12 protein-coding genes are annotated in these 14,188 nt (G+C 58.6%); 6 read left to right on the forward strand and 6 right to left on the reverse strand.

Going from position 1 to position 14,188, the window contains the following annotated elements; translation table 11 throughout:
* Positions 1 to 588 precede the first annotated feature (588 nt).
* Entirely contained in the window at positions 589 to 3,231 is a 2,643-nt protein-coding gene (locus BM338_RS05180) for a TonB-dependent receptor (RefSeq protein ID WP_090449730.1), read from the forward strand.
* A 136-nt stretch (positions 3,232 to 3,367) separates the two neighbouring features.
* Here the strand turns inward: BM338_RS05180 and BM338_RS05185 are convergent, their stop codons facing one another.
* The 4 genes from BM338_RS05185 to BM338_RS05200 form a co-directional block, all read right to left on the reverse strand.
* On the reverse strand, positions 3,368 to 4,069 hold the full coding sequence (locus BM338_RS05185) for a hypothetical protein (protein WP_143109252.1): 702 nt from the start codon (positions 4,067 to 4,069) through the stop codon (positions 3,368 to 3,370).
* A 257-nt stretch (positions 4,070 to 4,326) separates the two neighbouring features.
* The gene (locus tag BM338_RS05190) at positions 4,327 to 5,376 is read right to left on the reverse strand and encodes a hypothetical protein (protein WP_090449732.1); all 1,050 of its coding nucleotides are present in this window, start codon (positions 5,374 to 5,376) and stop codon (positions 4,327 to 4,329) included.
* 109 nt (positions 5,377 to 5,485) lie between these two features.
* On the reverse strand, positions 5,486 to 7,168 hold the full coding sequence (locus tag BM338_RS05195) for a P-loop NTPase fold protein (protein WP_177229230.1): 1,683 nt from the start codon (positions 7,166 to 7,168) through the stop codon (positions 5,486 to 5,488).
* A 222-nt stretch (positions 7,169 to 7,390) separates the two neighbouring features.
* Positions 7,391 to 8,362, reverse strand: a complete 972-nt coding sequence (locus BM338_RS05200; protein ID WP_090449734.1) for an alginate lyase family protein — start codon at positions 8,360 to 8,362, stop codon at positions 7,391 to 7,393.
* 215 nt (positions 8,363 to 8,577) lie between these two features.
* Between BM338_RS05200 and BM338_RS05205 the strand changes: the two genes are divergently transcribed.
* From BM338_RS05205 to BM338_RS05220, 4 genes are all read left to right on the forward strand, one after another.
* A complete protein-coding gene (locus BM338_RS05205; protein WP_090449735.1) occupies positions 8,578 to 8,943 on the forward strand; it encodes a YciI family protein in 366 nt (121 codons plus the stop codon).
* Positions 8,944 to 9,643: 700 nt separating this feature from the next.
* Positions 9,644 to 9,943 carry a hypothetical protein gene (locus tag BM338_RS05210; protein ID WP_143109253.1) on the forward strand — a complete coding sequence of 100 codons (300 nt, stop codon included), beginning with the start codon at positions 9,644 to 9,646 and terminating at the stop codon, positions 9,941 to 9,943.
* Positions 9,940 to 10,524 (forward strand): hypothetical protein, encoded by a 585-nt coding sequence (locus BM338_RS05215; RefSeq protein ID WP_218156296.1) that lies wholly within the window; start codon positions 9,940 to 9,942, stop codon positions 10,522 to 10,524. The genes BM338_RS05210 and BM338_RS05215 overlap by 4 nt, the downstream gene beginning before the upstream one ends.
* A gap of 198 nt (positions 10,525 to 10,722) precedes the next feature.
* Positions 10,723 to 11,154: a type II 3-dehydroquinate dehydratase gene (locus BM338_RS05220; protein WP_090449738.1), complete on the forward strand. Its 432-nt coding sequence runs from the start codon at positions 10,723 to 10,725 to the stop codon at positions 11,152 to 11,154.
* 172 nt (positions 11,155 to 11,326) lie between these two features.
* Here the strand turns inward: BM338_RS05220 and BM338_RS05225 are convergent, their stop codons facing one another.
* The gene (locus BM338_RS05225) at positions 11,327 to 11,977 is read right to left on the reverse strand and encodes a glutathione S-transferase family protein (protein WP_090449739.1); all 651 of its coding nucleotides are present in this window, start codon (positions 11,975 to 11,977) and stop codon (positions 11,327 to 11,329) included.
* 461 nt (positions 11,978 to 12,438) lie between these two features.
* On the opposite strand from BM338_RS05225, the gene BM338_RS05230 reads away from it, so the two are divergent.
* Entirely contained in the window at positions 12,439 to 13,419 is a 981-nt protein-coding gene (locus BM338_RS05230) for an MBL fold metallo-hydrolase (RefSeq protein ID WP_090449740.1), read from the forward strand.
* 61 nt (positions 13,420 to 13,480) lie between these two features.
* On the opposite strand, the gene BM338_RS05235 is transcribed toward BM338_RS05230, so the two are convergent.
* Positions 13,481 to 14,188, reverse strand: a complete 708-nt coding sequence (locus tag BM338_RS05235) for a DUF899 family protein (RefSeq protein ID WP_090449741.1) — start codon at positions 14,186 to 14,188, stop codon at positions 13,481 to 13,483.

Consider the following 14,188-nt stretch of genomic DNA (forward strand, 5'->3'; position numbering starts at 1 on the left):
AAATTCGGCACCGATCAGGCCACTCCGCATTGCGTAATCACTCGCCAACGGCAGCCAACTTTTCCGCCCGTTCTGTCCTTCATTGATAACGATGGACAACGGCAAACCTCCCAGCCTTTAAGAACCAGTCACCTGTGCGCCGCAACAAGCACACTTTCGCGCCTGGCTTGGATCGATTCAAAGTCGCCCCAGAAAAATATTGCGATGCGACATTAAATAAAGCCGGGTCAAAGGCTTAGAAGGCCACAATAGCCATTTGGATCGAGACAAAATTTCGTTGACAACGTTGTCCCCCTGTCCTAAGACTTGCGCCCACTCTGGGCGAACGGGAGTGGCCCTTATCCACGCGTCACCCGGTTTGCGGAAATAGGCGAAAGCGCCACCAGCGCAGACCAACGCTTTGCCATCGCAACGGCAAAGTGACGAGCAAGCAGAGCGGCCCCGGGATCAGGGGCTCAATCAAATACAAACGGAACGACCAGCACGCGGGCTTCGGCCCGTGCGGTGTCGCTCATCCTAAAAAACGAGTGGCGCATCGGGTGCAAGCCCGGCGCCGCCGCAACGACCCACGGTGGGAGGAACGCCAACATGGATTACCGCAGAAGCACGCTCGCCATAAGCATTCTTGCCGCGCTGTTCTGCGCCGGCACAGCCATGGCGCAGGACGCCGGCAACAGCCAGGCGCCAGCGCAGCCATCCTCCGAACAGAAGCCGGCCGCCGATCAGAACGCCAATCAAGACCAGGCCAAACAGCTGAGCACCGTTACCGTCAGCGGCATTCGCGCCAGCCTGCAGAAGTCGCTGGATCTCAAGCGCAACGCCGACTCCATCGTGGATGCCATCTCGGCCGAAGACGTCGGTAAGTTTCCCGACACCAACGTCGCCGAATCGCTCTCGCACTTGCCCGGCATCAGCGTGGACCGCAACTTCGGCGAAGGCGACAAGGTCAGCATCCTCGGCACCGATCCCGCGTTGAACCGCCTGCTGCTCAACGGCCAGACCGTAGCTTCCACTAACTGGACCAGCGACCCGAACCACCCTGACGGCCGCTCCTTCAACTACAGCCTGCTCACCTCGGAAATCATCGGCACCGCCGAGGTCTACAAGACACCGCAGGCGCGCATCGACGAAGGCAGCATCGGCGGCACCGTCATCGTCAACACGCGCCGGCCGCTGGACCTGAAAGCCAATACGCTCACCGGCACCGTCAGCTATAGCTACAACGACCGCGCCGACAAGGCCAAACCCAACGCCTCGCTGCTCTACAGCTGGAAGAACGACGCCGGCACCTTCGGTGTGCTTGGTTCGCTGATGCATTCCGATCGCGTGATTCACCGCGAAGGCACGGAGATCTTCGGCTACCAGCGCGCCAACGACCCGAGCGATACCGACCCCAATCACCAGTTCCCGCCAAACGTGGTGCCACCGGGCACCACCTTCACTTATCCCACCGCGATCAACACCGCGCTGTTCCAGCAGCACCGCAAGCGCGACGGCGTGGCCACCGGCATCCAGTGGAAACCGAACCAGGCATTCGAACTCAACTTCACCGGCCTGTACGTCACCGAGAAGTTCGACAACTACAACCAGAGCCGCTACGGCGACTGGTCCGGCAGCGCGCCCGCGGCCACCTCGGTCAACGTCAACAACGGCGTGGCCACCGGCGGTTCGTACGGCGCCACCGCGCCCACCTACCTGGACGGGTACGAACGCTTCTCCAAGGTCAACACCGGCGCCCTGCAACTGCGCGCCGACTGGCACGGTGAAGGCTGGAACGCGTCGAGCCAGATCGGCTACACCAATTCCTCCGGCGGCTCGCAGGGCATCTACAGCCTGCAGTTCCGCGGTTACGGCGGCTACAACTGGAACCTTGCCAACCAACATCCGCAGATCAACTTCAACACCGACCCGAATGATCCCACGCAGATGTTCGCGCACGGCGCCGGCTACAGCCGCGCGCCCAGCTACGACCGCGAGCGTTACTTCCAGGCCGACTTCAGCCACGACCTGACGCTGGGGCCACTGAACACGGTGGAAGTGGGCATCAAGAGCAGCAACCATTTCAACGGCCAGACCAACTACGCCGCCAGCATTCCCACGCTCGATAACAGCGGCGTGACCCTGGCCAACCTGCAAGGCGGCATGACGCCCAGCGGTTATCTCGACGGCCTGGACCCGGCGGGCAACATGTCGCGCTGGGTGCAGATCAGCAAGGGTGGCCTGAAGCAGTACGTCAGCACGCTGTTCACCGACGCGCCGATGGACCCCAAGGCCACCTACACCATCTCCGAGCAAAACCGCGCTTTCTATCTGCAGGGCGACTTCGGCGGCGAGAACTACCGCGGCAACATTGGCGCGCGCTACATCCACACGCGCAACGGCATCACCGGTTACAACACCATCGCCAACAACCAGTACGAGCCGGTGGATCAGAAGAACCGCTATAGCAAGTGGCTGCCGTCGTTCAACATCGCCTACGACGTGCGCGACGACCTCACCCTGCGCTTCGCCGCCGCCAAAACGCTGGCCCGCCCGCGCTACCAGGACATGACGCCCTACGTAGCGCTGGACGACCGCACACAAACCGGCTCCTCCGGCAACGTCAATCTCAAGCCATACAAGGCCACCAACTTCGACGCATCGGCCGAGTGGTACTTCGCCGAAAACAGCCTGCTCTCCGCCGAGCTTTTCTTCCGCCGCATCAGCGACTACGTGCTGTACACCACCGTCAACCGCACCTACTACAACCTCACCCAGCAGCAGAACACCGTGTACCAGATGGTGACCCCCACCAACGCGGGCGTAGCCAAGGTCAAAGGCATATCGCTGACCTACCAGACCAGCTTCGGCCACGGCTTTGGCCTGGCCGCCAACTACACCTACTCCGACGACAGCACCAGCAACAACTTCCCGCTGCCATACAACTCAAAGAACGCCTTCACGCTCACCCCGTACTACGAGCAAGGCCCGTGGAGCGCGCGCGTCACCTACAGCCGCCGCTCGCCCTACTTCACCCAGATCGGCACGCTGGAGTCCCAGCAGATCACCGGCCGCTTCCGCCAGCTCGACGCCTCCATCGGCTACCAGATCAACGACCACATGCGCGTGCAACTCGACGGCAACAACCTGCTCGACGAAACTTACTTCGTCTACAACGGATCGCCGAGTCAGCCGTATAACGCGTACAAGAATGGGCGGACTTATACGTTGAGTATGAATTTCAAGTTGTAGTGACGACAAGGAAGCGGGATGGAGGCTGTGTCTTAACTACCTCCGTCCCCGTTACTCGGTCCCCGTTACTCGTTAGCAATACTAAGCCGGTGATAGCAGTGCACGGTTTGACGTGTCGACATTGCGGTGCTGGCAACTAACCGAAGATTCCTGTGTTTGGCTCTTCTGGATTTATTGGACGAGTCCGAATGTGTTCTAGGATAAAGCGAGTGGCTTCAGACGCCCGCTTTTCACTGCGAAGGCGTAGTCGTTTTTCAAAGGACGGCGCACGAACAGCGGTATTGAAGTCGTGCAGGCACACGTAGTAAGCGATCAGGCTTGCGGTCGCAAGCTCGACAATATTGAAGAACACTTCATCAAAATCACTTGCTCCACTTCCCGGCCAGCGAGATTCGTACAAGGTACGCATCTGCTGTTGCAGTTTCTTTGGCAAGCCTGAAATGCGGTCAAGCTCCAAATCGTGCGCAAACGCATTGCGTGCCGCGCGAAGCAGATTCGTGGCCTTCGTGATAAATATTGGAACGATGCACAACGCTTGCAACATCCTAATCTTCATGCTGAATGTGAATAGCTTCGAGTCGTCCAGAATGTCATCGTGATATCGCGGAAAAACGACAGCGAGCATTCGGTCTAAATACGCTTCACAGACCATCGCCGAGACAATAGCCTGCGACCTGTCGTCTTTTCCGGCGCCGAGCTTGGCGAGAAGGGCGTTATGTCTCCGATGTTCTTCTTCCATGAGTAGGTTGAGGTAAGGACCATGAAAAATGGTTTCCCCTTCCACGCCGTCAAGAAGGGCATGTTGGATATCGCTTAGCAGCATGTTGCGTGGTGGCATTCTGTAAATCTCCTAGATGCAAAGCAGCGCAACTGCGCGAACTGCTCGAATCGCAACCGGTCGGCGTCGAGGGGCAGTGGCAGGTGGTGGGTGGGATCAGTCACCTTATCGCACACCATCTGTTGAACCTCAGTGGGCTACTTGGAGGACTTGATGCGCGGTCAAGGGACTTCCATTGATGAGAAACGACACGCGAAGACATCGGAGTTGATGTTGGCTCAGAATCAACGGGTCGCACCATGATCTCATCCAACCGTCTAGGCCTGTGCAATGCTTCGCGAGTACTCGTGGAACAATTGCGCGCACGCAAAGTCTCCGAGATCGGCTGGTATTCGTAGGTCAGGATTTAACGAACTTCGGATGGCACTCGAAATGATTTCGCGATCACTTTTCGATGCGCCCATTGCTGTCCCAAACACTCGTTGCGCGCGCCCGTCCTTTGGGACGTGAAGCATCGCCATATTTTGTGGGTGGAAAGCAAAGCCCAAGTAGACCGCCGTCGCGGCCTCTTGCATACAGCGATGCAGTCTTTCCAGAACTTCGCCGGACTCCGCTTGCTCTGAGTAGGTCCGAATACCAGTTGCCAATCGGCGCAACATCTCGGCGTCTACTTCGCCACCGTACTCTACCTTGCGTATGTTCTCGGATTGCCATGGGAGTGCACCAACAGCGCCGTATGGATGGATGAATTCCACAGCGGCGAGCACCTTCCCGGCACGGGCCTCATCAATTCCATATGCAGCCTGCAATGCAGTATGCAAGAAGCTCTCTACACAACGGTCATAGTTAAATATGACGAAAGAGACGTCTTTAAAAATCGTGTCTATCTTGTCCCTTGGGACACTCTCTGTGAGCTTCTTAAATAGGGCGACGTACCATGAAGCCTGAATTTTCGGGTTCGCGAGACTCACCTCGATCCTTGTTCGACGGTCAAGATAGAGCGCGCTTTGCTTTTCAGCATTGAGGATCGCTCGAACGATGGCAAGCTTCCCCATCAGCTCGACGATTTCGTCGTCGTTGTGTTGTTCAAGGCAATTGTCGATTGATATCGAGACCGGCATGGCGCGCTGAATCGTCCGGCCCGCTTTGATGTAGGGGTTGATATCTACAACCTGGGTTGATTTAGCCCGTGCAGAAATATAGCAAGCCTCATAGATAAGGTCGTCGCCGCCCTGAACGCGTTGGCCGTTCTGAAAATGAAAGTTGAGCAGGGTGGATATCTGCTCTTTGAGCTGTATTCCAATAGGCAAGCCAAGCTCCGCACTGGCGCCAGCGCCCACGACGAACACCGTTTTTGCCTTGAACATTCGGACTCTTCCTTTTGAGTGCCTACCGAACTGGTAGGGCAGCGGCCTGCTGCCGTGCGTCAGCTTTGGAGCAGTCATTGGACTCTGTTGGGCTGCCGATTAGCATTCGTCACGCCGTGTTCTCAATCGATGACGTTAGTGCGGATGCAAGCTTTGCATCGTCAAAAAGCAACCGGATGATCTGAGCGAGGCGTCCCGAATTTGGGTCTGAGCAAATATTTCGACAGGCTTCAGTAAAACGGTCCATGGCACTTCCGAAATGCTTAATATAGGTCGCTGAGTTCACGCACATGTCAATCATCGCCGACATGAATAGCTTGAACTCCTCGACCTCTAGCGATTTGATCGTCATTTCGTGATCGTGAACCGTGGATCCTCGCATGGCGACCTCCTGTCGAGTTCCCCAGGAGTGGTGGTTGGCGATGTGCGCACAAGCATCGTAAAGAGTGGTCTTTGCCTCCACTTCATCCGCCAATGCGTCGAATTCCGCCTCAATTCTTGGATGCAGTTTTCGGCGAAAGAAATCTCGATCTATCGAGCCGTGGTCGGAGCGCTTTGCAAATGCGGCGATCCATTTTTCTACCATGATGTCGCCAATGATGTCTCCACCGGGAATTTCGCAGAGAAGCTCGTGCAGAGATGTCACCGTGTAGGGATCGATCCTATCTGCGTCGTTCGCCAGCGTTCGAGCCTCAACCAATAGGTCGTTATTGGACAGCTTGTGATGCCAAATCACGTGCTCGCGAAACTGGTGCACGCGACGAAGCATATTCAGCGCATCGGACTCGGCGACGTAGCGACTAACGATCAAGTCGACTGCGTCCTCATCAAGTAGTCCAGTATCAAGATAGTCGGCCACAAGCAGTTCGTATTCATCGCTTGAATTGATGCCGAGCTGATGAACGAGCAGCTTCCATTTTGCTTGGTGCTCATCTTGAACGGGCTGGGCGACAATTTTTCTTGATCTCTCCACCAATTCTTTCGATGAACCGGCCTGCAATACAAATTCGATGGGCGGGCCGTCTTCAATGCCCTTGTAGTGAATGGCTGACAGTAGGACGGTGGACGGGATCATGCGCCCAAGCACGGCTTCGGGTAGCTGGTCACGGGTGCCGAGAATTCTGTTAATGGCGCGGATGACCTTTCGCACGATTCGTATATTGGTGAGCTTGATCGTTTCAACGGCATGCTTGATTGCGCCTCCGTATCGCGTCGGCGTAAGGCGCGAGGCAATATCAAAGGCCTCGGCGGAAGAGGTGTCGAGCCGAACTTCTTGGTCAATGACTTTTTCGCGCAGCTTTTCCCACATGTCTTTGTCGGAGAGCTGGTCGCTGTTCAAAATAAGGATGATTCTTGCCCCGTAGAGTTCGGTGAACTCGTCGATGAAGCCGAGAATTTCATCGATGGAGAGCTTTTCGTGCTTTCGCTCAATATCGTCCAGGACGAGAACCCGGTCTTTGAGGATCGCGGGAAGAGCAAGTTGGGCAAGGTCGTCGAGCACCGAAAAACCTTTATTGAACCCCACGGCTACCTTTCTCAAACCACTCAGCGTGGCCGCTACTTTGTTCCAGGTTGCTTGGCTCGACTGTATGGTGGGTATCGCGCTTTGAATGATCTTTAGGCAAAGCTGGTTCATGTCGGAGATGCCAAATAGGGATACACAGATCGCCTTTTTGATGGCTTCGTCTTCCGACGCCGTTTTCACTTCTTGCAAGAGATGGCTTTTCCCTGTGCCCCACTTGCCGGTTAATGCGATGACCTTGTTCTCCTGGTCGCTCAGAATTTCGATCAAGTACGGCTTCGTCGACTGCAATGTCATGTTGCCCCCTGTGGTTTCGCGAACGGCGCTTCCATAGCTTTCGAGATTCTGGCCTTGCTGCCTTCCTTGCGCTCCCAGGACAGGCGCACGAACTCCCTTATGTCCATGACAATGCTGAACATCCCGACAGAGTCCTTTTTTACCCCAAAGGACGAGAGGACTCTGATCCCCTCGCTTCCTTACTTTCTTAGCTCATCAGTTCCTTTCACCCCCCGACAACGCCACGCCCCACGCCACCGTAACATCACCCCCAAGCATCCACTCACTAAACGGCCTTCGCGGCGCCATCAGCGCCGGCAACCGCGAATCCTTGGTGTGCGCGTAATACGGCTCCATCCACGAAAGCTCATCCTGCAGCGTCCACGGGAACAGCTGCTGCTTGATCGGCGTGATCTTCGCGAAGCTGTTGGGGTCGATGACGGCATCAGTCACCAGGTTGGCCAGCCGCGCAATGGCGTGGTTGTTTTCCTGATAGAGATCGATGTGTTGCCGCCGCGCGAGTTCGGCGGTGAAGACGAGGGGGATCAGCGCAAACGTGTGGTAATGCAGTGCGCGATCACCGCGTTTGACCTCGCGCTCCAGCGCGCCGTTGGGGCCGATGTCGTGAATGCCCTCGCGCGCACGGGCGAGGCCGGCGTCGATCAGCTCGGGTTGATGGGCGACGGTGCCGATGGCGACCAGGTTCAGGCCGGCCCAATAGACGAGGTTGTTGTGCAGATGGTTGATGGCATCCGCGTCGCGCGTGGCCACGGCGATGTGCGTCAGCCACGTGTTGATATCGGCCAGCCGGCTGGCGTTGGCATCTCTGACATCCGACGGCATGCGCAGCAGCACCAGCGCAAAGTCCGTCCCCGCCCATGATCGCTCGTAGTAGCCCTGGTAGCCGGCGATAGGCCCCATCAGAGCGTCCGCCTTGGCCCAACCATCCAGCAGGTCGAGCGTGCAGGACCATTGCCCTGTATCCGCGGTCTTGTTGAGTTTGGCGATGAAGCCGCGCATCGGCTTGACTGCCTCCGCGTAGCCGGCGGCATCATCGTAGAAACCCGGTGGATCGATGGTTTTCAACGGTGCAGGCACATCACAGGCATTTGCGGCCCGGCGGCTGCCCAGACCTATACCCAGCGCCAGCAAGACCAAGCCGGCTCTCCACACGATTCGACTGCTCATACCCGCTCCTTGATGGGATCGCGACATTGCCGACTTCGCAGAACGTCCCCGATGGATCAGAGACCGACACCATTGTCTCCGTACCCTGCAAAGGAATGATGACTTCGTTCTCCCAGACGCGCTGGTCGCCCACTGTCGATCCACCCCCGCGCCATTCGTCGCCCTCCTGAAAGCCACCCTTAGGCTCTCACCCCCAATCACCCAAGGAGACCCCCATGCGCTACCTGGTCCTAATCAAAGTCGACGAAAACTCCGGCCAGCAGCCCGACGAGCGGTTGATGAACGAGATGGGCAAGCTGATCAAAGAGATGCAGGCCGCCGGCGTGCTGGTGGAAACCGACGGCTTGCTGCCGACGTCCGAGGCGGCGCGCATCCGCACCACCAAGGGCAAGATCAAAGTGACGGATGGCCCGTTCACCGAGAGCAAGGAAGTGGTGGGCGGCTATTTCATGCTGGAGGCGCCGTCGCGGGACGAGGCCGTGGCGTGGATGAAGCGCTTCCTGCTCGCGCACGGCGAGGCATGGACGCTTGAAGTCGAGATTCGCCAGCTGGGTGGCTACTCAAAGGAGTTGTTGGGTTAGCGGCAGCGACGCACGTGCCCACAACTTGGCGCAACGCGTGGACAGCGAAACCTGACAGACATCCGTCGATGCGTTTGCTACGTTCGGCCAGTCACCGACGCCGTCTCTAACAGGGCTACGTCGGTGACCATGGCAGCGATGCTGTGAAGAAGCGCGGATCGTGGGAGTAGGAGCTCACACGACCCGCTAACCAAACCAACTGCTAAGGAGTTGATTGTGGCTAAGCCCGATCATACGGCACCCGCTCGCCTGTCGGATCCCCCCGGCGACCAACCCAGCCCTTCGCCCCGCCGCGCACGCACACACTCAAGCGCGAGTAGAGAGGCGCGACAACGCCGATCCATCAAGCTCACCGGCATCGCTATCGCAGTGGATGCGGTGGCGTGCGTGCTCGCGCGTGACGACGCACTTCCTGCCACGCAGGAAGACCCTACGGCAGCAACAGCCACGCATGATCCGCTGACGTTGGAATGCAGAGGCGGCTTGCTCGTTGCGGTTCACTTTCTGAAGCAGTACGCGAAGCAAGTGAAGCAAGGGAAACTGGCTGACGATTAGGGGCCTGTGATCACCCGCGGCGCATCGCGTTATGAGGGCGGTGTGCCGCAACTGGTGGCCGGTTAAAGTAGAAGATGCTCTCGACAGCATCGTCCTGCACAATGGGAGTACTCGCTTTAGACCCAAGGCGGAGATAGCTTTCTATATGAATCACATCCTTGCGGGCGCCGTACTTTTCTGCTTTGTAGCAGCATGGTGCGTGGCCGCCGTGGCTTGGTTCGCAACACTTTTCTTCGGCATTAAAGCCATTCGGCGAGCTCGATCCGACATCAAATTTTGGGGGCGCGATACCCTCTGGAATCCCGCCAATGTGCTGCTCGACTCACGACTACTTACCGACGAGGGTGTTCGTTATCGTCGAAAGTGCCTTTTGTCTGCAGGATTGTTTGTCGCGTGCACAGGCATTCTGATCTTGATCGCAGCAATCACTGGTGTGCTTAAGTGAGCTTGCCGCTTTGCGAACTCACTTACTTGAGCGACGGACTGGTGGCGCATAGTGGAGCCGATTTGAAGGATCGGGCGGTCTTTCGCCTTACATCAACGGGGAAATCCATGCGCTTTGCGGCTGCTGTGATCTTGCTGCTCGTCTCTGCCTCGAATGCATCTGCCTACGGCTCTTCGCAGAATGTCGCTGAGCAGCCATGTCCAAGTTTCGTGGGTATCGATCTCTCCAAACTTCCTGAAAAAGATAGAAAGATCTTGACTGAGGCGATGGATGACTTTCAGGCGGTCACTGCTGGCCGGAAGCCAATTCACGCGTCACCAGACCTGCAGACTTCGCCGCCAGCGGATGGTGGAACATCCTTCTATATCGGGCGTGGTTACCGGTTGACGATCGAAAAGGCTTTTTCAGAACTGGGATCGCTTACTGCTGTCGCCTACGGACCAATTCTCACCTTCAACACCGACTTCGCGCCCGGCAATGAGAACCGCATTTCCGACGTTCGGCTCTACAGTCTCGAAGCATTAGATAGCCTCTTAAAGAAAGGCACTTCTGATGTGACTGACGCGCGACCTAGTCGGTAGTTGCCCTCAAACATCGAGGCGGTATGAGCACAGTGTGCCGAAACTGGCGATGACACTCCGCGATTTGCCGCGGAACGCCCGAGAGATTGCGCAAAATTTACGCAAACCCGCCATCTCTGCGTAGCGTCTTTACTCCTACCGGTCACACCATGCCGCATCCGCTTCGTCTAGCGCCACGGCCACACCGTCTTGAGCATCATGATTATCCAGGGTCCCCACGCCAACGCTCGCTCCATCAGCGGCGAACTGCTGAATCATCTGCAGCAACTGGCGCACGCGGCGGGCCGCACTCTGGAACTGTGTCCCTGCGGCGGCCTGCGCGACTTTGTTGCCCGGGTGCGCGCGGTGCGGCCGCAAAGCACGGAATTCATGCTGCTCGATCCGGGCGAGCTGACGCAAGAAGTGCAAGGGCACCCGGAAGCCGGCCTGGGCGATGCGCTCGATAAACTGGCTACGCCCTACATCGAAGTGCACGACGATACCGTTGCCACACTGGAAACCCGCGACGGCTCGCACAGTGCACCGCTCGCCACCATCATCATCAACGGCGATCTAGGCACCAGCTACCAGATCGCCCTGGGTATCGCCTTGCGGCAATTGCGTGAGGATGGCGTCGCCGCGGCGGCCTGACGATCCGTGTTTGCGGCGGCTTGAGAACAGAGAAACGACTCAGCGCATGCACCAGAGTTCGCTGATCACGTCACCGAACCCGGATGAACACTGTCACCAACTCCCGCTGATTGGCTCGCCGGCCCATAGGATCAGCGGGCGCTGCCCGCTTTCGACCCAGAAAGGAACTTCATCAGCCGGCGGGTGGCTGGGCGTTAATCGCCAACTGCGCGGCGAAAGCCCGCTGGTAGGCGGGCCGCGCTTCGCCGCGGGCGACATAGGCGGCCAGGCTCGGAAATTCGTCCAGAATGCCTGACGGTCTCAACCTGAGCAGCACCGACACCATCATCAGGTCGCCCGCGCTGAACGCGCCATCGAGCCAGTCGGCATCGCCCAGGCGAGCAGAAAGTTGGTTTAGCCGATGGCGGATGCGATCCAGTACCAGAGGCAGGCGCTCCTTACTCCAGGGCTTATCGCCCTCCACAATCTTGACGGTGACGAGTTCGAGGATCGGCGGCTCCACGGTGTTGAGCGAAGCAAACATCCAGGTGATTGCCCGCGCCCGGGCATTGGCGTCGCCCGGCAACAGACCCGGGTGGTGCTCGGCGAGATGGAAGATGATCGAGCCGGTTTCGAACAGGGTGAGGTCGCCTTCCTCATAGGTGGGAATCTGGCCGAAAGGATGAAGCCCCAGATGCGCGGGTTCTTTCATTGCACGGAATGAAACAAGACGAACCTCGTAGGGTTGGCCCACTTCTTCAAGCGCCCAGCGAACGCGCGTATCACGCGCCAGCCCCTTGCCGCCATCGGGCGACTGTTCAAAGGCAGTAATGGTGATGGTCATCGTGAGGCTCTCCTGGCAAGAATCATCGGTAGCGAGGCTGGCAAGCTGTCAAGAAGCGCCCGCACCTCGACGGGTGCATGGCAGACCACTACGGCCTTGCGCCACTTGGCACGTGCTTGCTCTCTTGGATCCGCTTCAGGCGGCCTGATGGCCGGCCTTCCTAATAATGACGAACGGGCGTGCCAGAATTCGACGCATACCGGGAAAAATTTTGCACATGAGAACGCATCGATCAATGCGTGGGGAGCACCGGTGACGCAGGCCATTTGCCCTGGAGGCCATGCACTCTTCGTGACACAGCCGGCGCACTGCGGGCACACATCACATTAGCCACCAAACCCTCGCCTACCGGCATTGGGTTTACCGCGTTCACCCCCACAAGTTGTCGCATCCCGCTGTATCGGGAAATCGCAAGATCGTATTGGTTGCCACTTGTCGCGTACAACTAAGGAACAAAAACGATGAGCACGAGACATACTTTTGCGCGCACGGCGTTGGCCATGGCCGTAGCGTTCGGCATGACGGCAGGCGTTGCCACTTTCGATACCGCCCACGCCGCGGCGCCCATGGCCAAGACGAACGCGCCGGGTTACTACCGCATGATGCTGGGCGATTTCGAGGTGACGGCGCTCTCCGACGGCACCACGCCGCTGCCCTTCGAAAAACTGCTGACCAACACTACGCCGGAGAAAACCCGCCAGGCGTTGGCAGCTGCTTTCCAGCCGCCGCCTTACGAGATGAACTTCAATGCCTTCCTCGTCAACACCGGTGACAAGCTGGTGCTGATCGATACCGGCGCGGGCCATCTCTTTGGCGCCAATCTCGGCAAGCTGGTGGAGCGCATAGAGGCCAGCGGTTACCGGCCGGAGCAGGTAGATGAGATCTACATCACCCATATGCACCCAGACCATATCGGCGGCCTATCGGACAACGGCAAACGCGTGTTTCCCAACGCCGTGGTGCGCGCCGATAAACGCGACGCCGATTTCTGGCTGAGCAAGGCCAACCTCGACAAGGCTGCGGCCGACGAGAAGGAACACTTCCAGGCCGCAGTGGCATCGCTCACGCCGTATGTCCAGGCCGATCGCTTCAAGCTGTTCAACGGCGACACCAACCTCATTCCGGGTGTACGCGCCATTGCGTTGAACGGCCATACGCCGGGCCACTCCGGCTACGTGGTGGAGAGCAAAGGCCAGAAGATGGTGGTGTGGGGTGATGTGATGCACGTGCAGGCGGTGCAGCTTGCGCAACCGTCCGTCACCATCCATTTCGACGTCGATAGCCACACGGCGGAAGGCGTGCGAGAGAAGCTGCTGGCGGATGCCGCCAAGAACGGCTACCTCATCGCAGGCGAGCATATGGCCTTCCCGGGCCTGGGCCATATCCAGAAGAACGGCGCCGGCTATCGCTGGCTGCCGGTGAGCTACACCGAGCTGCACTGATCGCGCACTCGCTTGCCGATGCGCGTTGCGTGCCTCACGCACGCAACGCGCATCGGCCATCTCAGTCGTAGTTCAAGCGCGGATACCAATCTGTCCCGCGGCCTTCGGGCGTCATATCCAGGATGTTCCACAGCGGCATCGGGTCCGGTGCGCCGCGCGGGTCCTGGCCGGGGTCAGCGGTTTCTTCGCCCATCTCGCCGCTCCAGAAGTGGCGAATGGTGCCGTCGCGGCGCGTGAATACGTGTAGCTGCGGAATCTCGCTGCCGTCGTCGGCGATGGCCTGGTAGTCGCGGCTGTAGCTGCCGTCGATATCGGAATACAGCTTGATATCGCGCCAGCCGCGTTCGTTCTTGAACGCCACGAGTTTCTCGATGGGCGAACGCGCGACGATGGCGAGCGCCACGCGCTGCTCCACATCCTGCGCCTCGCCGTTCCACGCGGCGATCATGGAGCTGCACATGGGGCATGGCCGTTCGCGTTGAGGGCCGAACATATAGCTGTAGACCACCAGCGTCTGTTTGTCGCCGAACAGGCCGGCGAGGTCGACCGCGCCGTTCTCGCCCTGGAAGCGGTAGGTGTTTGCGACTTCGGCGCCCGGCGGCAAGGCGCGGCGCAGTTCGGCCACGCGCTCGATATGCCGCCGCAGTTCGATCTCTTCGGCGAGCAAGGCGGTACGCGCACGGCGGTACTCGGCGCTTTCGTTGGGGATGCGCATGCGATTGCGCTGGGCGAGTTCGGCGGCTGGTACAAGGGACGGAGCGTGGGTCAT

This window comes from Dyella sp. OK004 (genome assembly GCF_900114495.1).
Taxonomy (GTDB): Bacteria; Pseudomonadota; Gammaproteobacteria; order Xanthomonadales; family Rhodanobacteraceae; genus Dyella_D.